This is a genomic window from Cellulosimicrobium funkei (assembly GCF_001019615.1).
GTDB lineage: Bacteria > Actinomycetota > Actinomycetes > Actinomycetales > Cellulomonadaceae > Cellulosimicrobium > Cellulosimicrobium cellulans_E.
On record NZ_JNBQ01000045.1, the window covers coordinates 1 to 22,320 of the forward strand.

The window sequence follows — 22,320 nt, forward strand, 5'->3', positions numbered from 1 at the left end:
GCCGGGGCGCACGCGCCCCGGCCGTCGGCGTCAGGTCAGGCGACCGTGCAGGTGGCGCCGTTCAGGGTGAAGGACGTCGGCTCGGTGTTGGTCCCGGTGTGGGAACCGTTGAAGCCGACCTCGACGCTCGCGCCCGCGCCGAGCGTGGTGTTCCACGCGGCGGGGGTCACGGTGACGGTCGAGCCGGACTGCGCGTACTGCGCGGACCAGCCCTGGGTGATCGTCTGGCCGTTCGCGAAGGCGAACGTCAGGGTCCAGCCCTGGAGGGCGGCGGCGGAGTCGTTCGTGATCCGCAGCGACCCCGTGAACCCGGTGTTCCACGAGCTCGCGGTGTACGCGACCGTGCAGGCGCCGGGGGTGCCGCCGCCCGGTGCCGTCGTGCCGGTCACGGTGCCCGACGTCGCGGACACGTTGCCCGCGGCGTCGACCGCGCGCACCGCGTAGACGTGCGCCGTGCCGGCCGCGAGCCCCGTGTCGGTGAACGACGTCGTGGTCACCTGGGCGACCTGCGCCCCGTCACGGAACACGCGGTAGCCGGTCACGCCGGTGTCGTCGGTGGACGCGTTCCACGCGAGCGCGACGGTGGAGGCCGTCACGCCCGAGACGCGCAGCCCGGTCGGGGCGGACGGCGCCTGGTCGTCGCCGCCCGGGCCGCCGTCCTCGTCCGTGGTCACGGTGAGCGGGGCGGACGCGGCCGAGACGTTGCCCGCGGCGTCGCGCGCCCGGACGGTCACGGCGTAGGACGTGCCCGCGTCGAGACCGGTGACCGTGAACGAGGTCGTGGCCGTCGTGCCCACGGCGGTGCCGTCGACGAGCACGGTGTAGCCCGTCACGCCACGGTCGTCGGTGGACGCGGTCCAGCTCACGCTCGCCGACGTCGTCGTGGTCGTCCCGGCCGTGAGGCCCGTCGGGACCGACGGCGGGGTCGTGTCCGCGGGGCCGCCGCTCCCGTCGGCCTCGATGGCCGGGTAGGCGTTCTCCACGAGCATCCGGAACTGGGACTCGAACCACTGGCCCGCGAGCGGGGCGTCGGGGAGCGCGCCGGTGAGCTGGTTGGCGAGCTTCGGCGAGACGAACGTCGGGTCGCACATGCGGTCGAACCGCTTGCCCTGGTCGTTCGGGATGTCGGACGACGCGCCGTCGGACTCGCCCGGAGGCTTGACCCACACGTACGCGTGCAGGTGCGACTCCGGGAAGCCCGCGGGCGAGGCCTGCGGGCGCTCGCCGATGCCTGCGCCCGCCGGGTTGCACCACGCGCCGCGGTGGATGCGCTTGTCGACGCGCGACTCGTCCACGTAGGTGTTGAGGTTCGTCGACGTGCTCACCGCCGTCGGGCGGTCCTCGCCGCCCCAGCCGTTGCGCGACGTGTCGACGAGCATGCCGATCGACGTCGGGAAGCCCTCGGCGACCAGCAGGTCGTAGAGGTGCGCCGTCCAGTCGGCCTCGTCGAAGTCGGCGTTCCACTCGTAGAAGGAGGCCGAGCGCACGGGCGTGCTGCCGAGCTGGACGTCCTCGAGGAACGGCTCGTGCAGCGGGGTCGAGTTGGCGGTGTTCGTCACGAAGCCGGTCACGGACGCGTAGCCCGCCTCGGTGGAGAGCACGACCTCCTTGAAGAGCTTCGCCGCCGGGCCCGCGTTGCTCGGCCAGCCGAGCCAGCCCGCGTGCGCCGCGTCGATGTAGGAGTACACGTTGCCGACGTCGTGGAGCGCGTCCAGCGCGTACTTCACGCCCTCGCGGTAGTACGGCGCGGACGCCTGGCAGTCGGGCGTGCTGATGTTCGTGATGAGGTTCGGCAGCGAGTCCGGCTCGATCGTCGCGACGACGCGCAGGTCCTCGTAGGCGGGGTCGTCCAGGATGTCGGCGATGACGTCGATGTACTCGGCCTTGTACCGCGCCATGTCCGTGGCGTTCGGCTTGAGCTCGCCGTTGGACGCGAGCGCGTAGCAGTCGCGGCCGGGCAGGTCGTAGATCACGAGGTTGAAGACCATGGGCACGCCGGGCTGCTTCTGCTCGACCGCGGCGTCGAGGTGGTGCCGCAGGCCCGGGCCGTCGGCGTTGCCCTCGATCGCGCTGATGCGGTCCATCCAGACCGCGGTGGGCTCCTCGGCGATCGCCCGCATGCGGGACCCGAGGTCGCCGCCCGCGCGGTCGGCGGCGGCCTCGACGTTGGCGGACCAGAAGTCGTTGACGTACTGCGTGGCACCGGCGAACGGGTTGCTCACGCGTGGTTCGGCAGCGCTCGCCGGCGCGGCGGTCGCGACCAGCGGGGCGGCGAGCAGCGCGAGCGACGCGGCGACGGCCGCGCCCCTGCGCGGTCGGCTGGATCGGGATGGCACGTGGTCCTCCAAGGGTCCGGGGGCGCGGACGGGTCCGCGCACCGGGCGGCTCTGCCCGGCGGGGACAACGTGACGAACCGGGGCCGTCGTCGGCCACCGACTGAAACGTTTAGGCGCCCCGCGGTGGCGCCGTCGTCCCGCGCAGGAGGAGGCGCGCGGCGGGGCGCTCGCGGTCGACGGCCGGACGGGTCGCGGCCGGGTCGGCGTCGGGGCGCGCTACCGGGCGCCCGAGACCGAGCCGCGCGACGACGACGTCCGCGACGTGCGCGCCGAGCCGCTGGAACGGCCGGTGCACGGCGGTGAGCGCCGGGGCCACGAGGCGGCACGTCGCGGAGTCCTCGCCGGAGAGCACGGACAGGTCCCACGGCACCTCGAGCCCCTGGCTCCGCCCGGCCTCGAGCACGGCGAGCGCGGCGACGTCCGTGTCGGTGAGCACGGCGGTGGGGCGCGCGTCGTGCGCGACCAGCCGTGCTGCGCGCGAGCGCGTCTCCTCCCACGTGCGGCACTCGACGACGTCGACCCGGGCCTCCGGGCCACCCGCGTCGTGGGTCGCCGCGACCAGGGTGCGCGCCACCTCGTCCTGCGCGTCCGAGACGAGGACCGCGATCCGGCGGTGCCCGAGCTCGACGAGGTAGCGGGCCGCGCGGGCGTCCGCGTCGCCCGCGAACCAGGTCCGCACGCCCGGGGCGGCGGGGCCGGGCGGGCCGGGAGCGACCTCGACGAACGGGATCGCCGCCTCGCGCGCGACCCGGGTCCGGGGGTCGCGCGCGTGGGCGTCGACCACGACGTACGCGGCGTGCCGCCGCTCGGACCAGCCCGTCTCGAGCTCCCGGGCGCCCTCGTCGCGGTCGTCGGTGACCTCGAGGCCGAGAGCGAGGTCGTGCTCCGCGAGGACGGCGCGCATGCCGGCGGCGAGTGCCAGGGCGCGAGCGGGTCCGGCCGCCCCCTCCGCCGCGTGCACGACCTGGAGCGCCACGCTCCGGGCGCTGGTGCGCAGCGAGCGGGCGGCCGCGCTCGGGCGCCAGCCGAGGTCGGCAGCGGTGCGCAGGACGTGCCGTCGTGTGCGCTCGGACACGCCGGGGCGGCCGTTGAGGGCGTAGGAGACGACGGCGATCGACACCCCCGCCGCGCGCGCGACGTCGGTGATCGTGATGCGTCGTTCGGCCGGGCGGGCGGGGCGTGGCGAGGGCGCTCCGCCGGGAGAGTTGGTGGTCACGCTCCCACACTGTGCCCGGTTTGGGTGCATGATGCCTATCAGGACTCGGTGACGATGACGTGACGGGGACGGTGACGAGGATGTCGACGGACGCGACGAGGCGCCCGAGACAGGCGGGGGAGCACCTGACGTTCGGTGTGCTGTGCCCCGTGGTCGGAGGCTTCTACTTCGGGCGGTCCCTGGCGGGGATCGCCCGGGTCCTGCGGGCGCACGGGCACCGGGTGGTCGCCCTCCAGACCTACCCGGCGGACCTCGACCGCGACGAGTTCCCGGGTCCCCCAGGGCGCCGGCCGCTGCTCGGCCGCTCCTCGTTCGACGGGTTCGTCGTCATGACGACCGCGCTCGCGGACGCGGAGCTGCGCGAGCTGGACGCGTCGGGCATCCCGCTCGTGCTCCTCGGGGTGCGCGCCGACGGGCTGCGCGCTCCCGCGGTGTCGCCCGACAACGCGGGCGGCGTCCGCGCCGCCGTCGACCACCTCGTCGAGCACGGCCACCAGCGCATCGGCTTCGTCGGCAACACCGAGCAGCGCGACACGCTCGAGCGCTACGACGCCTACCGCGCGGCGCTGGGCGCGCACGACCTCGCGTGGTCGCCGTCGTGGGTGTACCGCACGCGCGACAACCAGGAGGCGAGCGCGGAGGCCGTCGCGCGGCGGCTCGCGTCCCGGGGCCTGCCGACGACGGCGACGCTCGCCGCCACCGACCGCAACGCCATCGGCTTCATGCGCGGCCTGCAGGCCAGCGGGTTCGAGCTGCCCGCGGAGCAGGCGGTCGTGGGGTTCGACCATGCCGACTCGGGCGCGCGTTCCCGTCCCCGGCTGTCGACGGTCGACCCCCTGCACGACCAGGTCGGCGAGCGGGTGGCGGAGCTGCTCGTCGCGCAGGCCCGGGGCGAGAGCGTCGGCCGGGAGAACCGGCTGGGGCGTGCGGCCCTCATCCGGCGCGAGTCGTGCGGGTGCCTCGAGGGCACGCAGGGCGAGCTCATCGGCGCCCCGGCCGCCCGGTCCGCGGTCGTGCCGGCGCCCGCCGACCCGGACCGGCCCCTCGACGACGTCGCCCGCGTCGTCTTCGCCTCCGTCCTCGAACGGTCGGACGCGCGCGGCGTCCTGCGCCGACGCGGGCCGGACGGCGGCCAGCGCCCCGCCCCGGTCGAGGCGTGGCTCCTCGTGCTCCGGCACCTGCTCCGGGGCGCCGCGGAGACGGGCGCCGTCCCGCCGGCCGCGGCGCTGCGCTCGCTCGCGGACCGGACGGCGGCCCTGCGGCCGTCGCAGGAGGCGCTCGAGCAGATCGTGCCCGCCCTGGAGACCGAGGTCGCCGCCCTCGTGCGCGACGTCCGGCGGCGACGCCCGGGCGCGCGCGCGTCCCAGCTCGGCCGGACCGTCCTGTCGCGCGGCACCCACCGGGACCCCCCGGCGAGCTCCGCCGCCGCGCGCGCCGAGGCGGTCCGGGCGACCGCGGCCGAGGTGGTCGTCGCCGTGGCGCGCGGGTGCGCGCACGGGGCGGTCGCGCGCACGGGACGGCTCGAGCAGGACCTGGTGGACCTCTACGAGGTCGACCTCGGCCTGCTGCGCTGCGACGAAGCGGAGCTGCGCCGCCTCGACTGGCTCCCCCGCGGGGTGGGCGGGACGGCGGCCCTCGCGCTGTGGGAGGACTCCGACGACGGCTCCGGGCGCCGCGTGCTGCGGGTCGTCGGCGTGCGTGGCGGGGGGGACGGCCGTCGAGCGGCTCGTGGGGACGGTCCTGCCGACCGCGCAGTTCCCGCCGCGCGAGCTCCTCGACCCGCGGTCGCTCACGGTCGTCGCGCCCGTCGCGTTCGGACGCTCCGACTGGGGCTTCCTGGTCGTGGGCGGCCTCGTGGACACGCGGACGACGAGCACCCGCGAGCGGTACAACCACTGGGCGGCGATGCTCGCCGTCGCGCTCGACCGGGAGACCCTGGTCAGCTCGCTGCGTGAGCAGCAGCACGCGCTCGCCGACGCCGCGGACCGCGTCCGCGAGCTGGCTCTCGAGGTTGAGGCGGGGGCCGAGCGCGCCGCGCTCGTGTCGATCGCGTCCCACGACGGCACGTGGGACTGGGACGTCGAGACGGGCGTCGTGCGCTGGTCGCCGGCGTGGGCCCGCATCGTGGGCTGCGACGTGGCCGACCTGCGGGACGACCCCGAGGAGTGGCTGGGCCGCGTGCACCCGGACGACGTGCAGGCCGTGCACGCGGCCGTCGCCGCGCAGCTCGCGGGCACGACCGAGCCGCTCGACGTCGAGCACCGCCTCCGGTGCGCCGACGGCGAGCACGTGCGGGTCCGCGGCCGCGCGGTGACCGTGCCCGACGCCGGCGGGCGCCCGGCCCGCATGGTCGGCGCCCTCGCCGTCCTGTCCGACGTCGAGCGGTACCGCAGCGAGCTGCGCGAGCGCGCGCTCGTCGACCCCGACTCGGGCGTGCTGCACCGGACCCTGTTCGTGGACCGCCTCGAGCAGGCGATCGCGCGCGGTGGGCGGGTCGAGGGGTACGGCGCGCACGTCCTGGCCGTCGGGCTCGAGGTGCCGCCGCCGGTCCCCACGATCCACCGCCTCCGCGGTGCGCTGGGCCCGGCCTGCTCGCTGTGCGCGCTGGCGCCGACCGACCTCGTGGTGCTCCTCGACGGGGTGTCCGACGACGCGGCCCGCCACGCCGCGGTCCGTGCGGCGGGGGCCTGCGGGTCCGCCGTCGTCGAGCACCTCGGCGACGTCACCGGCGCGCCGGACGCGCTCGAGGTGCTGCGGCGGGCCGGGGTGGCTCTCGCGCGCCGACGGGCCCGCGCGCACGAGGCCGTCGTGCCGTGGTCGGCGCCGTCCGAAACGTTTCGTGCGTTGTGACGGCCGGTCGCGGCCGCCGAGAGTCGATCGACCCGTGGGGGTGGGGGAGCCGACGGCGGCGCCCCCGCGACCGCCGCCGCGGGGCTCGACGACGAGAGGGAGCACGATGCCACGCACGTCCCGGCGCGCAGCGCCACCACCCACCGCCCCGCACGCGCGAGCCGCACGGGGACGGCGCACGACGGCGGCCGCGCTCGCCGTCGGCGTCGCGCTCGCGGCGCTCGCCACCGTCCCCCCGGCGAGCGCCGACCCCGCGGAGCCCCGGTCCACGACGGCGGGGACGGCCGCGGCGCTCGTCGACGGCGAGTACACGCAGCGCTTCCTGGAGCTGTACGCGAAGATCCACGACCCCGCGAACGGCTACTTCTCCCCGCAGGGCATCCCGTACCACGCGGTCGAGACGCTCATGGTCGAGGCGCCGGACTACGGGCACGAGACGACGTCGGAGGCGTACTCCTTCTGGCTGTGGCTCGAGACGTCGTACGGCCAGGTGACCGGCGACTGGGAGCCGTTCAACCACGCGTGGGACACGCTCGAGGCGTACATGATCCCCACCACGGAGAACCAGCCCACCAACGGGGCGTACAACCCGGCCAAGCCCGCGACGTACGCGCCGGAGTTCAACCACCCGAGCCGGTACCCCTCGCAGCTCGACACGTCGGTCTCCGTCGGCTCCGACCCGATCGCGGCCGAGCTGCGCTCGACCTACGGCACGCCCGAGGTCTACGGCATGCACTGGCTCGCCGACGTCGACAACGTCTACGGGTTCGGCGCCGCACCCGGCTCCTCGACGCTGCTCGGGCCGGACCACGAGGGCACGTCGTACATCAACACGTTCCAGCGCGGCCCGCAGGAGTCCGTCTGGGAGACCGTGCCCCAGCCGTCGATCGACGACTTCAGCTTCGGCGGGAGGAACGGCTACCTCGACCTCTTCACGGGCGACGCGTCGTACGCGAAGCAGTGGAAGTACACCAACGCGCCCGACGCCGACGCGCGCGCGGTCGAGGCGGCCTACTGGGCGAACAAGTTCGCGACCGAGCAGGGCCAGCCCGAGGCCGTGGCAGACACGGTCGGCAAGGCCTCGAAGATGGGCGACTACCTGCGCTACGCGCTGTTCGACAAGTACTTCAAGACGCCGGGCTGCGAGTCCACGTCGTGCGCCGCGGGGTCGGGCCGGAGCAGCGCGCACTACCTGCTGTCCTGGTACTACGCGTGGGGCGGGGCGCTCGACACGTCCGGCCCGTGGGCCTGGCGCATCGGCTCGAGCCACGCGCACTTCGGGTACCAGAACCCGATGGCGGCCTGGGCGCTCGCGAACGACCCCGCGCTCCAGCCGGCGTCGCCCACCGCGAGCGACGACTGGGGCACGAGCCTCGACCGGCAGATCGAGCTCTTCCAGTGGCTCCAGTCGCCCGAGGGCGGCATCGCGGGCGGCAGCACGAACTCCTGGGACGGCCACTACGCCGACCGCCCCGACGACGTCGCGACGTTCTACGGCATGGCGTACACCGAGGCGCCCGTCTACCACGACCCGCCCTCCAACTCGTGGATGGGCATGCAGGGCTGGGGCATCGAGCGGATCGCGCAGCTCTACGAGGAGACGGGCGACGAGCGCGCCGAGGAGATCCTCGACAGGTGGGTGCCGTGGGTGATCGACCACGTCACGGTCACGGACGACTCCTGGCAGATCCCGTCCAACCTCGCGTGGTCGGGCCAGCCGGACGACTGGGACCCCGAGAACCCGGGGGAGAACGCGGGCCTGAGCGTCGAGGTGACGGGCTACGGCCAGGACGTCGGCGTCGCCGGCGCGCTCGCCCGCTCGCTCATGTACTACGCGGCCGGGGGCGAGGGGCCGCAGCACGACGCGGCGCAGCAGGTCGCACGCGACCTGCTCGACGCGATCTGGGAGCAGAACAGCGACCCGATCGGCGTCGCGACGACCGAGACGCGCGGGGACTACGCCCGCTTCGACGACGTCCTCACGTCGACCACGGGCGGCGGGACGTACGTGCCGGCCGGGTGGTCGGGGACCATGCCGAACGGCGACGTGATCGAGCCGGGCGTGTCGTTCCTCGACCTGCGCTCGTTCTACCTCGACGACCCGCAGTGGTCGAAGGTCCAGGCGCACCTCGACGGCGGGCCCGCGCCGGAGTTCACCTACCACCGGTTCTGGGCCCAGACCGCCGTCGCGACGGCGCTCGCCGACTACGACCGCCTGTTCGGCGAGGACGTCCCGACCGAGCCGGACACCGAGCCGCCGACGACGCCCGCCGGTCTCGCCGTGACGGGCACCACGGCCACGACGGCGTCGCTGTCGTGGACGGCGTCGACCGACGACGTGCGCGTCGTGGGCTACGACGTCCTGCGCGACGGGGTGAAGGTCGGCACGGCGTCGGGCACCTCGTACACCGACGAGGACCTCGCGCCCGAGACCACGTACCGGTACACGGTGCGGGCACGCGACGCGGCGGGGAACATCTCGCCCGTGTCCCTCGCCGCCGAGGCGACGACGCTCGCGGACGACGGCGGGCCGGAGCCCGGTGCGTGCACCGCGACCTACGCGACGCGCGGGTCGTGGCAGGGCGGGTACCAGGGCGAGGTCACGGTCACGGCCGGGCCGTCCGGGGTCTCGGGCTGGACCGTGTCGCTCGACCTCGCGCCCGGCGGCCTGTCCCAGGCCTGGAACGCGACGACGAGCGTGAGCGGGAGCGTCCTGACCGCGACGAACGTCGGCTGGAACGGCACGCTCGCCGCCGGCGGGAGCACGTCGTTCGGGTTCATCGGCACGGGCGCGCCGCCGTCGTCCCCGACGGTCGCGTGCGGCTGACACCGGGCTGACACCCGGCTGACAACCGCGGTGAGGGCGGTCCGCCTCCCGGTGCTCACAGCGCCGGGAGGCGGACCATGCCCTCCTGCGCGATGGACGCGACGAGCGTCCCGTCCTGCGCGAACACGCGCGCCGCGCCGAGCCCGCGACCGCCCTGGGCGCTCGACGCCGACTGCACGTAGAGCAGCCACTCGTCGACGCGCGCGTCGCGGTGCCACCACATCGCGTGGTCGAGGCTCGCGATCGACAGGTCGGGCGTGACCCAGCTCGTGCCCGACTGCCGCAGGATCGGCTCGAGCATCACCTGGTCGCACGCGTACGCCATGAGCGCGCGGTGCAGCAGCTGGTCGTCCCCGACGTCGCCGCGCGCCCGCATCCACACCATCTGGTGGTCCTTGGGCTCGTGGTCGGGACCGAGGTAGAGCGAGCCGCCCACGTGCCGCAGCTCGAACGCCGAGTGGTGCGACCAGAAGCGCGCGATCGGGTGGTCGATGTCGCCGAGCACGTCGAGCGCGGACGGCACCTCCTCCGGGGCGGGAGCGTCGGGCATCGGCGACGAGTGCTCGATGCCGCCCTGGTCCTCCTGGAACGAGGCGATCATCGACAGGATCGGCTTGCCGTGCTGGATCGCGTGCGTGCGGCGCGCGCTGAACGAGCGCCCGTCGCGCAGCCGCTCGACCGCGAAGTCGATCGGCACGTCGAGACCCCCGGGCCGCAGGAAGTAGCCGTGCAGCGAGTGGGGAAGACGCCCGTCGGGGACGGTGCGCCCCGCGGCGAGGACGGCCTGCGCGAGCACCTGGCCGCCGTAGACCCGGCCCGTCGGCTGGTGCACGCTCTCGCCGCGGAAGTGCTCGGGGTCGGCGGCCGACCCGTCACCGTCGCCGACGCGCTCGAGGCGCAGCACGTCGAGGAGGTGGCTCAGCGGGTTGGGGACCTTCTCGCGCGGGGCGGCGTCCGACGTCGGGCCGGGGGAGGTCGAGGAGGACGACGGCGGCGTGGGCTCGGGGGTCACGGGTGGGGGCTCCTTCGCTCGGGCGGCGGGTCGGTCAGTCCTCGAAGGTGTTGAGGAGCGAGTGCGCCGCGCGCTCCAGATAGTCCCACAGCGTCGCCTCCTGGATCGGCGCCAGGTCGAGGGTGTCGACGGCGGCGCGCATGTGGGCGAGCCAGCGGTCGCGCGCCTCGGGGTTGACCTTGAACGGGGCGTGCCGCATCCGCAGGCGCGGGTGCCCGCGCTGTTCGCTGTACGTCGTCGGGCCGCCCCAGTACTGCTCGAGGAACGCGGTGAGGCGCCAGCGCGCCGGACCGAGGTCCTGCTCGGGGTACATGGGCCGCATGACCGGGTCGTCCGCGACGCCCTCGTAGAACGCGTCGACGAGGCGCACGAACGTCTCGTGGCCGCCGACCTCGTCGTAGAACGTGCGGCTCGGACGCACCGGCGTGGCGTCGGTCCCGGGTCCGGTCGACGGGCCGGTCGTCGTGCCGTTCGACAGGCCGGCGACGGGCAGCGTCGGGCGGGGGGTGGGCTCGGTCGTCACCGGCCCATCATCGCACCGGGCGCGGCCCTGTCCCGCCGGAGCACGGGGGACCGGGGCGCACGTCACACCGCGCGTCGCGCCGCGCTCACGGCGACGAGCGCCGCGCCGTCCACGTCAGAGGCCGAGCTCGGCGAGCACCGGCAGGTTCTCGCGGACGACGGCGCGGGCCTCGGCCGCGCTCTCGGCCTCGACCGCGAGCCGCGCGAGGCGTCGGCACTCGTCGAGGTCCACCTCGCGCAGGAGCACGGCGACGTCGGGGATCGCCCGGGCCGTCATGGACAGCGACGACACCCCGAGGCCCACGAGCACGACGGCGAGCACGGGCTGCGAGGCCGCCTCGCCGCACACGCCCACGGGTCGGCCCTGCTGCGCGCCGCCGGCGCACGTCGCCTCGACGAGCCGCAGCACCGCCGGCTGCCACGGGTCGCTCAGCTCCGCGAGCGAGCCCAGGAGGCGGTCGGCCGCCATCGTGTACTGCGTGAGGTCGTTCGTGCCGATCGAGGCGAAGGCGGCGCGCGCGAGGATCGGTCCTGCGAGCAGCGCGGCGCTCGGGACCTCGACCATGACGCCCGCGACGTCGAGGCCATGGGCGCGGCAGCGTTCGACGAACCACTCGGTCTCGCCCACCGTCGAGACCATCGGTGCCATGACCCACACCTCGGCCTCCTCCGCGGCGGCGGCCTGCGCGATCGCGTCGAGCTGCTGCTCGAGCAGCTCCGGCCAGCGCGCGGCCGTGCGCAGCCCGCGCACGCCGAGCGCGGGGTTCTCCTCGTCGTCGACGGTGAGGAAGTGCAGCGGCTTGTCCGCTCCCGAGTCGAGCGTGCGGATGACGACCTTGCGCCCGCCGAACTCGCGGAACACCGTGCGGTAGGCCGTCACCTGCTCCTCGACGGTCGGGGGCTGCTCGCGGTCGAGGAAGCAGAACTCGGAGCGGAACAGCCCCACGCCCTCCGCGCCCGCCGCGGCGGCGGGCGCCGCGCCCGCGGGGTCGCCGACGTTCGCGAGGAGCTGCACGCGGTGCCCGTCGCGCGTGCGGCCGGTGCCGTCGAACGTGCGCACCCGCAGCGAGCGCGCCCGCGCCGCGGCCACCTGCTCGTCGGACGGGTGCACGACCACGGTCCCGGCGGCGCCGTCGACGAGGACGACGTCCTCCGGCGCGAGCGCGGCGCTCGCCCCGGTCGCCGCGACGACCGCGGGGATGCCCTTGGCGTTCGCCACGATCGCGGTGTGCGACGTCGGCCCGGCGCCGTCGGTGACGATCGCGAGCACGCGCGCGGGGTCGAGGGCGGCGGTGGCCGACGGAGCGAGGTCGGGCGCCACGAGCACGAACGGCTCCGCGTGCTCCGGCACGCCGGGCGCGGGGCGGTCCGTGAGCGCCGCGACGAGCCGGTCGCGCACGTCGGCGACGTCACGAGCGCGCTCGGCGAAGTACCCGCCGAGCTCGGTGAACTGCCGCACGACCTCCTCCGCGGCCTCCCACACGGCGCGCTCGGGCACCAGGTGCTCCTCGAGGACGCGTCGCCGCGCGTCGGCGGCCAGGGTGGGGTCGCCGGCCATGGCCGCCGTCGCCTCGAGCACGTCGCGCGTCTCGCCGTCGGCGGCGTCCGCCGCGCGCTGGAGGTCGGCGGCGACCTGCGCGGCCGCGGCGTCGACGCGCCGGGCCTGCGCCTCGTGGTCCTCGCGCGGTCCCATCCGGAGCCCGGGAGCGGGCTCCGCGATCGGCTCCGGCATGAGCACCACCGGTCCGACCACCGTCCCGGGGCACACGCCGATGCCCGTGATGACCTGCCGTGCCTCGTCCTGAACTCCGCCCGTCACGACCCTCGCTCCTGTCCGCCTCGGGCGTGCGACCCGGGTGCCCGGGCCGGTGCGCACGCGTGCCCGCCACCGTCCTGACCGTCGCACGCCCGCGGCACAGGTCTGTTGCGCCGTGGTTGCAGGTCGGCGTCGATCCGGTGACAACCTCGCGAGGAGACTAGGCTGATCCCAGGTGCACGGCACCCCGACACCCCGGATCCCCCGCGCGGATCCCACCCGCGACTCGCCTCAGGAGACACTTTCGATGAGCACCCCCTCGGACCAGAAGGCACAGCAGATCCTCGAGGCCCTCGGGGGCCAGGGCAACGTGGTCGACCTGGAGCCGTGCATCACGCGCCTGCGCGTGGAGGTGACCGACCCGCAGCTCGTCGACGAGGCGCGCCTCAAGGCGACCGGCGCGTTCGGCGTCGTGCGCTCGGGCCGCGTCGTCCAGGTCATCGTCGGTCCGGAGGCCGACAACCTCGCCGCGGAGCTCGACGGCCTGCGCTGACCCTTGCGGCCCTCCGGAGCGGAGGGCCGGCGCCGTCGGTCCGCGTGCCCGACGGCGCCACCCGGCTCAGGCGGTCGGTCCGGCCGCGCCGCCGGTGCGGTCCTGCACGACGGCCGCCGCCGCGGCGCCCCGGCGGTCGCGCGCTGCCTGCTCGTCCCGCCCCGAGGTGCCGGCACCGTCGTCGGGCCGGTCGTCCGGTACGGACGGCGAGTGGTCGAGGACGACCACCTGCTGCGCCCCCGCGAGGGGGATCCGCGCGTCGGACAACCCCTGCCGGACCCGGGTGCGCAGGGCGCGCGCCACCTCCCACTGCATCGCGGCCTGCGTCTTGACCTGCACCTTGAGCAGCAGCGCCTCCGCCGTCATCGACTCGATGCCCGTGACCTCCGGGGGCTCCAGGAAGTACGTGCCGAGCACGGGGTCGGCGCCGACGTCCTCGGCCGCGGCGAGCAGCGCCGCGCGCACCGCCTCGACGTCCGCCCAGTACGCGACGCGCACGTCGACCACGGCGCGGCCCCACTCCTGGGTCTTGTTCCCTGTGCGCAGGATCTCCCCGTTGCGCACGAACCACAGGGTCCCGTTGCCGTCGCGCACCTTGGTGACGCGCAGCGCGACCTCCTCGACGGTGCCCGTCACCTCGCCGAAGTCGACGGTGTCGCCGACGCCGTACTGGTCCTCGAGCAGCATGAACGTCCCGGACAGGAAGTCCTTGACGAGGCTCTGCGCGCCGAAGCCGAGCGCGACGCCCGCGATGCCCGCCGAGGCGAGGAACGGCGCGATGTTCACGCCCAGCTCCGTGAGCACGAGGAGCACGATCGTCGCCCCGATGACGATGTTGGCGACGGACCGCAGCACCGAGCCCACCGTCCGCGCGCGCTGGGCCCGTCGCGCGGACGCGAGCGGGTTCGCGCGCAGCAGGACGCTGCCGACCCCGGACTCGGCCACACCCCGCAGACGCTTGCTGCGCAGGGCGGGCGTCCCGTCGGCGATGTGCTCGGTGATCCTGCGGATGAGGCGGCGCACGAGCGCGAGCGCGATCGCTCCGATACCGATGATGAGGAGGACCCGCAGCGGGACCCCGACGAACCACTCGAACCAGTCGTCGGGGTTGCCGGGGTCGAAGCCGTTGCGGACCTCTTCCGGGACGTCCGCGGGCAGGCGCAGGACGGGGGCGAGAAGGGGGTGGGACATGAGCGCAGGGTACCCGGGCGAGGTGGGCGGTCCCTGGGCGCGCCGGGCGAACGCGCTGCTCGCGGGCCCGCGTTCTGGCAGGATGCAGGCGTGAGCGAACCCCCGCAGACGGACCTGCCCGAGCCGTTGGTGCAGCTGGCCGACGCCCACGGCGTCGCGTCCGACTTCTGGGACTTCGACGGGACGCGCCGCCAGGTCCGCGCCTCGACGCTCGTCGCCGTGCTCGAGGCCCTCGGTGTCCCGGCCTCGTCGCCCGAGAAGGTGGCGGTGAGCCTCGAGCACTCGCGCGACGACGCGTGGCGCCAGATGCTGCCGCCGACCGTCGTCGTGCGGCAGGGCGACGCCGTCCCGCTCCCCGTGCACGTCGCCGACGGGTCCGCCGTCGAGGTGTGGGTCGAGCTCGAGGCCGAGCCGTCGCGCCACGGTGGCCAGCCGACCGGGCAGCACGCGGCACGGGCCGCGCGCGAGCGCCGCGACCTGGGCCAGCTCGACGTGTTCGTCGAGCCGCGCACGGTCGACGGCCGGCGCGTGGGGCGCGCGACGTTCGAGGTGCCCGCCGACCTGCCCCTCGGGTGGCACGACCTGCACGCCGAGAGCGACGGGACGCAGGCCCGCGCGACGCTCGTCGTGACGCCGCAGCGCCTCGAGCTCCCCGCCGCGGTCGTCGAGCGCCGCGCGTGGGGCTTCATGGCCCAGCTCTACTCGGTGCGCTCGCGCGCCTCGTGGGGTGTCGGCGACCTCTCCGACCTCGCCGACCTCGCCTGGCTGTCCGCGCGCGAGGCCGGGGCCGACTTCGTGCTCGTCAACCCGCTGCACGCCGCCGAGCCGCGCACGCCGATGACGCCGTCGCCCTACCTGCCGACGAGCCGGCGCTTCGTCAACCCGCTCTACGTCCGGGTCGAGGACATCCGGGAGACGGGCTACCTGTCGGCCGCGGACCGCTCGCTCGTCGAGTGGGCGTTCGACCCGGTGCGCGACCTCGACACCGACCCCGGACCGATCGACCGCGACGCCGCCTGGGACGCCAAGAAGGCCGCGCTCGAGGTCGTCTTCGCGGCTCCTCGGTCGACCGCGCGCCAGGCGTCGCTCGACGCGTTCCGCGCCGAGCAGGGACGTGGGCTCGAGGACTTCGCGACCTGGTGCGCGCTCGCCGACCACTACGGCGACCGCGACTGGCCGCCCGGCGCGTACGACCCGCACGGGCCGACCGTCGCCGCGCTGCGCGACCAGCTCGCCGACCGGGTCGAGTTCTACTGCTGGCTCCAGTGGGTCGCCGACGAGCAGCTCCGGGCCGCCCAGCGCACCGCGCGCGAGGCGGGCATGTCCGTCGGGATCATGCACGACCTCGCGGTCGGCGTGCACCCCGAGGGCGCCGACGTGTGGGCGCACCGCGGCGTGCTCGCGACCGGCGTCTCCGTCGGCGCGCCGCCGGACATGTACAACCAGCAGGGACAGAACTGGTCCCAGCCGCCGTGGCACCCGCGCGCCCTCGCGCGCGCCGGGTACGCGCCCTACCGCGACATGCTGCGCACCGTCCTGCGGCACGCGGGCGCGATCCGCATCGACCACGTCATCGGGCTCTTCCGCCTGTGGTGGATCCCTGGGGGGGCGCGCGCCGACGCCGGCGCCTACGTCCGCTACGACCACGAGGCCCTCATCGGCATCCTGTGCCTCGAGGCCCACCGCGCCGGGGCGATCGTCATCGGGGAGGACCTCGGCGTGTTCGAGCCCTGGGTGCGCGACTACCTCGCCGACCGCGGCGTGCTCGGGACGTCCGTGCTCTGGTTCGAGAAGGCGGGCGACGGCTCGCCGCTGCCCCCGGAGGACTACCGCCGGCTCGCGCTCGCCACCGTCACGACCCACGACCTGCCGCCGTCCGCCGGCTACCTCGCGGGCGAGCACGTCGAGCTGCGCGACCGGCTCGGCGTCCTCACCGAGGATGTCGCCGACGTGCGTCGCGCCGCCCGTGCCGAGCGCGACGCCATGGTCGCGTTCCTGCGCGAGCGGGGGCTCGTCGGCGACGACCCGTCCGAGCGCGAGCTCGTCGAGGCCCTGCACCGCCTGGTCCGCGCCACGCCCGCCGTCCTGCTCGGCGTCTCGCTCGCCGACGCCGTGGGGGAGCGCCGCTCCCAGAACCAGCCCGGAACGGACCAGGAGTACCCCAACTGGAAGGTGCCCCTCGGCGACTCGTCGGGCAACGTCGTCCTCCTGGAGGACCTCTTCGACTCCGCCCGCCTGCGCTCCCTCGCGAAGGCCATGAACGACGCCCTCTGACGCGCCGAGGGACGTCCGCCCAGTCGAACCCCTTCACCCGAGGGAGAGCCCTGGGTCGCCGAGGGAGAACCGTGGTGGGCTGAGGTAGAACCCTGGTTCGGTGAGGTAGAGCCGTGGTCATCCTGCTCGACGGCGTGTGGTCGCCCTGGGTGGGCGGGGTGGGTGGTGGTGCCGCGTCTACCATCCGCCGCTCGTTCCTCGCGGCTCCCGCCAGGCCCGCCACGACGCGGCACCACCACCCACCCCGCCCGGCGTCGTCTCACCCTGGTCTTTGCCCGCCTCGGCGACCGCCCGCCTGGTGGGATGCGTCGTGCGTCGTGCGTCGTGCGTCATGCGTCTGGCTTTCGCGGCACAGCATTGTTCCGTGCCTGGGCGCGTCGTCGTGACGGGCCGAACGTCGTGCTCCGCCGATCATGTGGTTGTCGCCCTTCCCGACCGTCCGACGAGCCGTAGTCACACGGCTCGGCAAGAGAAGGCGCGTGGTCGCGCGCAGCCCCGCGCGGGCAGACGGTTTACGCGCATCCTGGTTCGGTGCCGTACGCGGCCATGCCACGTACGTGACACGTCCACAGTCTCCGGTCCGGCCTTCAGCGCGCCTGGGTGACCGGCCGGGTCACCTGGTCGACCGCGACGTCTCGAGCTCGACGCCGCCCTGGGGGCCGGCTGCCGTTGACGACCCGACCGCGACAGGCGAGCGAGCGCCGTCGCGCACGACCACGGTTCTGCTTCGACGGACTGCAACTCTGCTTCGGCGGACCCGCGTTCTACCTCGGCGGGCGGGGTTCTCGCTGGGCCGACCACGGTTGTACCTCGGCGAGCGGAGGGACGGGACGCGCCCCGTCGCGGGGCCGACCTCGCGGGCTCGAGGTCGACCGCGAGTCGTGGACCCCGGCCCCCGGGTTCGAGACGCAGTGGGGAGCGCCGGGCCGCTCCGTCGTGGGAGCGGCCCCGGCGCCTCGGGCGGGTGAGGTCAGGCGTCGGCGGCCTGGGCGGCGAGGGCGCGCTCGACGCCCGCGAGGTTCTCGACGACGAGGCGACGCAGCGCGGGGGCGGCGTCGGCGTTCGCGTCGAGCCACTCCTGGGTCGCGTCGCGCAGGACGGTGCTCGCGAGCGGCGCCGGGTAGAGCCCGGTGACCAGCGCCTCGGCGATGTGGTACGACCGCTGGTCCCACAGCGGCAGCAGCGCGTCGAAGTACGCGCCTACGAGGGGCGCGAGAGACTCGGGGTCGTTGACGTGCTGGAAGCCGAGCGTCGTGGCGCGGACGATCGCGTTGGGCGCGTCGTCCGAGCCGACGAGGCGGTCGAACGCCGCGCGCTTGGCCTCGGCGGTGGGCACCGTCGCACGGGCGCGGGCGGCGGACTGCTGGCCGGTCGCCGTCGAGTCGGCGGCGAGGGTCGCCTCGATCTCGGCGTCGTCCGCGAGGTCGAGCAGGACCAGGCCCTCGAGGATCTCCCAGCGCAGGTCGGTGTCGATCTCGAGCCCGTCGAGGGCGGCCGACCCGTCGAGCAGCGACCGCAGCGCCTCGCCGTGCGCGGGGGTGGAGGCGAGGTGCGCGAAGAACTTGACCAGCTGGAACTGCAGGTCGGACGCGGGCGCGGCGTCCTGCGCGAGCGACCAGAGCACGTCTCCGACGTGCGCGAGGGTCTCGTCCCGGCGCTCGGGCGCGACGTACGTCTTCGCGGCGAGCGCGAGCTGGTTGAGCGTCGTGCGGATCGTCGTCGACTCGGTCTCGCGCGCGATGTTGCCGAGCACGAGCTGCACGTAGTCGCCGGCCGGCGTCTCGCCGTCGCGCGTCGCGTCCCACGCGGAACCCCAGACGAGCGAGCGGGCCAGCGGGTCCGCCAGGTCGGCGAGGTGCTCGGTGGCCACCTGGAGCGACGCGTCGTCGAGGCGGATCTTCGCGTAGGCGAGGTCGTCGTCGTTGAGCAGGACGAGCTGCGGGCGGTCGAGCCCGAGGAGCTCGGGGATCTCGGTGCGGGCGCCGTCGACGTCGACCTCGACGCGGTGGACTCGGGTGAGGACGCCGTCCACGAGGTCGTAGAGGCCGATGCCGAGACGGTGGGGACGCAGCGTCGGGTGGTCCGCGGCAGCGGACTGCAGGACGGCGAAGGTCGTGAAGCGCCCGTGCGCGTCGAGCTCGAACTCGGGGCGCAGCGTGTTCACGCCGGCCGTCTCGAGCCACAGCGCGGACCACTGCGTGAGGTCGCGGCCGCTCGTCGCCTCGAGCTCGACGAGCAGGTCGCGCAGCTCGGTGTTGCCCCAGGCGTGCTTGCGGAAGTACGCGGCGACGCCCGCGAGGAACTGCTCCTTGCCGACCCACGCGACGAGCTGCTTGAGCACGGACGCGCCCTTGGCGTACGTGATGCCGTCGAAGTTGACGAAGACGTCCTCGAGGTCGTTGATCGTCGCGACGATCGGGTGCGTCGAGGGAAGCTGGTCCTGGCGGTACGCCCACGACTTCTCCATCGCGGCGAACGTCGTCCAGGCCTCGTGCCACTCGGTGGCCTCGGCGGTCGCGAGGGTGGAGGCGTACTCCGCGAACGACTCGTTGAGCCACAGGTCGTTCCACCACTTCATGGTCACGAGGTCGCCGAACCACATGTGCGCGAGCTCGTGGAGGATCGTCACGACGCGGCGCTCCTTGACGGCGTCGGTGACCTTGGAGCGGAAGACGTAGGTCTCGGTGAACGTCACGCACCCGGCGTTCTCCATCGCGCCCATGTTGTACTCGGGCACGAAGAGCTGGTCGTACTTGTCGAACGGGTACGGGTGCTCGAACGCGGACTCGAAGAACGCGAAGCCCTCACGCGTCTTGTCGAAGACGTAGTCGGCGTCCATGTGGTCCGCGAGCGACGCGCGGCAGAAGACCCCGAGCGGGATCGTGCGGCCGTCGGACGACGTGAGCTCGCTGCGCTCCACGACGTACGGGCCCGCGACGAGCGCGGTGATGTACGACGAGATGCGCGGCGTGGGCTCGAACGCCCAGCGCGCGACCTCCACGTCGCCGGCGCCGGTACCGGTCGGGTCGGCCTTCGCGCCGAGCGCCTCGGGCGCCGGCGTCGGCTGGTTGCTCACGACCTGCCACGCCGCGGGGGCCGTGACGGTGAACGCGAACGTCGCCTTGAGGTCGGGCTGCTCGAAGACGGCGAACACGCGGCGTGAGTCCGGCACCTCGAACTGGGTGTAGAGGTAGACCTCGCCGTCGACCGGGTCGACGAACCGGTGCAGGCCCTCGCCGGTGTTCGTGTACGCGCAGTCGGCGACGACGCGGAGCTCGTTGTCGGCCGCCAGGCCCTCGAGCGTGATCCGCGAGTCCGCGAAGACCTCCGCCGGGTCGAGGGAGCGCCCGTTGAGCACGACCTCGCGCACCGTCGGGGCGACGAGGTCGACGAAGGTGCTCGCCCCCTCGGTCGCGGTGAACCGCACCACGGTCGTCGACGCGAACGTCGTCGCCCCCGTCGTGAGGTCGAGGTCGACCTCGTAGGACTGGACGTCGACGATCGCCGCGCGCTCGCTCGCCTCGGCGCGGGTGAGGTTCTCTCCGGGCACTGCATCTCCTCGGTCTCGGGGTCGGGCCGGGCGGCCTCGACGGCGGCCTGTGGGCCACGGACGATCATCCCACGGGTGCCCGCGCCCGCCCCCGGGATTACCGTCCGGGAATACGCTGCGCCCGCCCGGTGTCGAGACTGGGTGGGCGACGCCGTCGGCCGTCCGCGCGCGCCGCCCTGCCACTCCGGCGACCCGGGTCCACCGGGCGCCGCCCACGACGAAGGAGACCCGTCCCGTGACCCTCACCGCGACGTCCGACACCACCGCGACCGAGGACGCCGTGCGCGTCGCCGACTTCTGGTTCGACCCCGTGTGCCCGTGGGCGTGGATGACGAGCCGCTGGATGGGCGAGGTCGAGCAGGTGCGCGACGTCACCGTCCGCTGGCACGTCATGAGCCTCGCCGTGCTCAACGAGGGTCGGGACCTGCCGGAGGAGTACCGCGAGCTCATGGAGAAGGCGTGGGGCCCGGTGCGCGTGGTCACCGCCGCGCGCGTCGAGCACGGCGAGGAGGTCGTCAAGCCGCTCTACGACGCGATCGGGACGCGCCTGCACCCGGGCGGCCGCACGGACTACGACGCGGTGCTGCTCGAGGCGCTCGCGGAGGTGGGCCTGCCCGCGTCGCTCGCGGAGGCCGCGAGCTCCGACGCCTACGACGAGCAGCTCCGCGCGTCGCACGCCGAGGGGATCGGGCGCGTCGGCGAGGACGTCGGCACCCCGGTCGTCGCGTTCGGCGACACCGCGTTCTTCGGCCCGGTCGTGACGCCCGCCCCGAAGGGCGAGGCCGCAGGTCGGCTGTGGGACGGGTGCGTGCTCGTCGCCAGCACCCCCGGCTTCTTCGAGATCAAGCGCACGCGGACCCAGGGCCCGGTCTTCGACTGACCCGGTCAGGCTCGGGAACCCCGCCGACGGGACCGTCCGGCCGTCGGCGGGGTTCGACCCGCACGGGTGCCTCGTGCCATGCTTCGTCAGGTTGCGGGCGGTGTCAGGAGCGCCCGCCGCCCGGTCGTGCCGGGTGAGTCCGACGAGGAGCCCGCGAGGAGCCGCATGTCCCCGAACGCACCCGTGCCACCACCGCCGCCGCCCCCTGGCGGCGTGCCGGGGCGCGCGGTCGGGAGGGACGACGCCCAGCCGACCCAGGCGTTCGCCGGCCCGGTGACGAGCGCCGCGGCGGTCGTCCCGCCGTCGTTCGCGCCCACGAGCGGGCCGACGACCCAGGCGCCCCGCGCCACGCCCGCGGACGGGCAGCCGACCGTCGTCGCGTCGTCGTTCCAGCCGACGACCGTCCAGCACGTCACGCCGATCACGGAGCTCCCGACCGCGGCCCAGCCCGCGGTGCCCGCCCCGGTGCCCCCGCAGCGGGTGCGCTACGCGACCGAGCAGAACGGGTTCGGTGTCGCCGCTCCCGTCGGGACCGCAGCGAGCCGACCGGTCTACGCGGACGCCGCGCCGACCGGCTACGCGCCGACGAGCGCGTACGGCGCTCCGTCGTACGACCCCGGGGTGCCGGCGGGCTACGCCTCGGCCGCGCCCCAGCAGCCGCAGCCTGCCTACCACCCGCCGGCCTCGGTGGCGGCGTCCGCGGCGTCGCCCGGCGCGGCGGCCGGCGCGGGCTCCTCGGGCGCGACGCCCCGACCGCCCGCCGGGCGCGGCGGGAGCAACGGCGGCGGTGGCCGCCGGTCGGACCGGCTGAGCCCCGGGTGGATCGCGTTCATCGTGGTCGACGCGCTGCTGGTCATCGGCGCGATCGTCTTCGCGATCTCGCTGCTCGGGGGCGGAGGCGACGACGATCCCGCGGGCGGAGCGACCCCGCCCCCTTCCGCGACCGCCACGGAGGGGACCGAGGAGGCGCCGCCCGCCGAGCCCACCGTGGCCGAGACGTTCGCGTCGGAGTCCCTCAACATCACGTGCGAGGTCACCGATCTCAGTGCGACGTGCGTGATCGCCCAGCTCGGCACCCAGCCGGCGCCCGTGGCGGGCTGCGACGGCACGGTCGGCTACAAGGTCGTCCTCGGCGCCGACGGCAGCGTGGAGCAGCCCTGCGTCCCGGCGGCCGAGCAGCCGCAGCCCGCTCCGGGTGGCACCGCGGTCCTGGACTACGGGACGTCCAAGACGGTCGGCCCGTTCACGTGCGACAGCGCGGAGACAGGCATGACGTGCCGCGACGACGCGACGGGCAAGGGGTTCACGATCGCCCGCGCCGGCATCCGGACGCTCTGAGCCGCCGAGACCGGC

At 74.9% G+C, this 22,320-nt stretch carries 14 protein-coding genes; 7 read left to right on the forward strand and 7 right to left on the reverse strand.

The window, feature by feature from the left end; all coding sequences use genetic code 11:
• Positions 1-35 precede the first annotated feature (35 nt).
• Together FB00_RS18790 and FB00_RS18795 are read right to left on the reverse strand one after the other, a co-directional pair.
• A complete protein-coding gene (locus FB00_RS18790) occupies positions 36-2,336 on the reverse strand; it encodes a glycoside hydrolase family 6 protein (RefSeq protein WP_047234451.1) in 2,301 nt (766 codons plus the stop codon).
• 109 nt (positions 2,337-2,445) lie between these two features.
• Positions 2,446-3,552 carry a LacI family DNA-binding transcriptional regulator gene (locus FB00_RS18795; protein WP_047234452.1) on the reverse strand — a complete coding sequence of 369 codons (1,107 nt, stop codon included), beginning with the start codon at positions 3,550-3,552 and terminating at the stop codon, positions 2,446-2,448.
• A gap of 80 nt (positions 3,553-3,632) precedes the next feature.
• On the opposite strand from FB00_RS18795, the gene FB00_RS18800 reads away from it, so the two are divergent.
• The 3 genes from FB00_RS18800 to FB00_RS18805 all read left to right on the forward strand — a co-directional run bounded on the left by FB00_RS18800 (position 3,633) and on the right by FB00_RS18805 (position 9,229).
• The gene (locus FB00_RS18800) at positions 3,633-5,507 is read left to right on the forward strand and encodes a LacI family DNA-binding transcriptional regulator (protein ID WP_156186467.1); all 1,875 of its coding nucleotides are present in this window, start codon (positions 3,633-3,635) and stop codon (positions 5,505-5,507) included.
• The gene (locus FB00_RS21810) at positions 5,407-6,402 is read left to right on the forward strand and encodes a PAS domain-containing protein (RefSeq protein WP_156186468.1); all 996 of its coding nucleotides are present in this window, start codon (positions 5,407-5,409) and stop codon (positions 6,400-6,402) included. Before FB00_RS18800 ends, FB00_RS21810 begins: the two co-directional genes overlap by 101 nt.
• Positions 6,403-6,508: 106 nt before the next feature.
• The gene (locus tag FB00_RS18805; protein WP_047234453.1) at positions 6,509-9,229 is read left to right on the forward strand and encodes a glycoside hydrolase family 48 protein; all 2,721 of its coding nucleotides are present in this window, start codon (positions 6,509-6,511) and stop codon (positions 9,227-9,229) included.
• Between the two features lie 55 nt (positions 9,230-9,284).
• Here the strand turns inward: FB00_RS18805 and FB00_RS18810 are convergent, their stop codons facing one another.
• The 3 genes from FB00_RS18810 to ptsP all read right to left on the reverse strand — a co-directional run bounded on the left by FB00_RS18810 (position 9,285) and on the right by ptsP (position 12,582).
• Complete coding sequence (locus FB00_RS18810; protein WP_047234464.1) at positions 9,285-10,133, reverse strand: acyl-CoA thioesterase; 849 nt, start codon at positions 10,131-10,133, stop codon at positions 9,285-9,287.
• Between the two features lie 142 nt (positions 10,134-10,275).
• Positions 10,276-10,662: a globin gene (locus FB00_RS18815; RefSeq protein ID WP_047234465.1), complete on the reverse strand. Its 387-nt coding sequence runs from the start codon at positions 10,660-10,662 to the stop codon at positions 10,276-10,278.
• A 216-nt stretch (positions 10,663-10,878) separates the two neighbouring features.
• Positions 10,879-12,582, reverse strand: coding sequence for a phosphoenolpyruvate--protein phosphotransferase (gene ptsP / locus FB00_RS18820; RefSeq protein ID WP_047234454.1), 1,704 nt, complete (start codon positions 12,580-12,582; stop codon positions 10,879-10,881).
• Positions 12,583-12,754: 172 nt separating this feature from the next.
• Between ptsP and FB00_RS18825 the strand changes: the two genes are divergently transcribed.
• The gene (locus tag FB00_RS18825; RefSeq protein ID WP_255318904.1) at positions 12,755-13,072 is read left to right on the forward strand and encodes a glucose PTS transporter subunit EIIB; all 318 of its coding nucleotides are present in this window, start codon (positions 12,755-12,757) and stop codon (positions 13,070-13,072) included.
• A gap of 66 nt (positions 13,073-13,138) precedes the next feature.
• Here FB00_RS18825 and FB00_RS18830 read toward each other — a convergent pair whose 3' ends face one another.
• Complete coding sequence (locus FB00_RS18830; protein ID WP_082141514.1) at positions 13,139-14,263, reverse strand: mechanosensitive ion channel family protein; 1,125 nt, start codon at positions 14,261-14,263, stop codon at positions 13,139-13,141.
• Positions 14,264-14,353: 90 nt separating this feature from the next.
• Between FB00_RS18830 and malQ the strand changes: the two genes are divergently transcribed.
• Positions 14,354-16,537 carry a 4-alpha-glucanotransferase gene (gene malQ, locus FB00_RS18835; RefSeq protein WP_047234455.1) on the forward strand — a complete coding sequence of 728 codons (2,184 nt, stop codon included), beginning with the start codon at positions 14,354-14,356 and terminating at the stop codon, positions 16,535-16,537.
• A gap of 970 nt (positions 16,538-17,507) precedes the next feature.
• On the opposite strand, the gene pepN is transcribed toward malQ, so the two are convergent.
• Complete coding sequence (gene pepN / locus FB00_RS18840) at positions 17,508-20,087, reverse strand: aminopeptidase N (RefSeq protein WP_047234456.1); 2,580 nt, start codon at positions 20,085-20,087, stop codon at positions 17,508-17,510.
• Between the two features lie 235 nt (positions 20,088-20,322).
• Between pepN and FB00_RS18845 the strand changes: the two genes are divergently transcribed.
• Both FB00_RS18845 and FB00_RS18855 read left to right on the forward strand, forming a co-directional pair.
• Positions 20,323-20,967 (forward strand): DsbA family protein, encoded by a 645-nt coding sequence (locus FB00_RS18845; RefSeq protein ID WP_269430027.1) that lies wholly within the window; start codon positions 20,323-20,325, stop codon positions 20,965-20,967.
• Positions 20,968-21,132: 165 nt separating this feature from the next.
• A complete protein-coding gene (locus FB00_RS18855; RefSeq protein WP_156186469.1) occupies positions 21,133-22,305 on the forward strand; it encodes a hypothetical protein in 1,173 nt (390 codons plus the stop codon).
• The last annotated feature ends 15 nt before the right edge of the window (positions 22,306-22,320 follow it).

Excerpts from the sequence above, each read along its gene's own strand:
- FB00_RS18800 (WP_156186467.1), top strand. The coding sequence starts at position 3,633 with ATGTCGACGGACGCGACGAGGCGCCCGAGACAGGCGGGGGAGCACCTG.
- FB00_RS18805 (WP_047234453.1), top strand. The coding sequence starts at position 6,509 with ATGCCACGCACGTCCCGGCGCGCAGCGCCACCACCCACCGCCCCGCAC.
- FB00_RS18830 (WP_082141514.1), bottom strand. The coding sequence starts at position 14,263 with ATGTCCCACCCCCTTCTCGCCCCCGTCCTGCGCCTGCCCGCGGACGTC.
- FB00_RS18855 (WP_156186469.1), top strand. The coding sequence starts at position 21,133 with ATGTCCCCGAACGCACCCGTGCCACCACCGCCGCCGCCCCCTGGCGGC.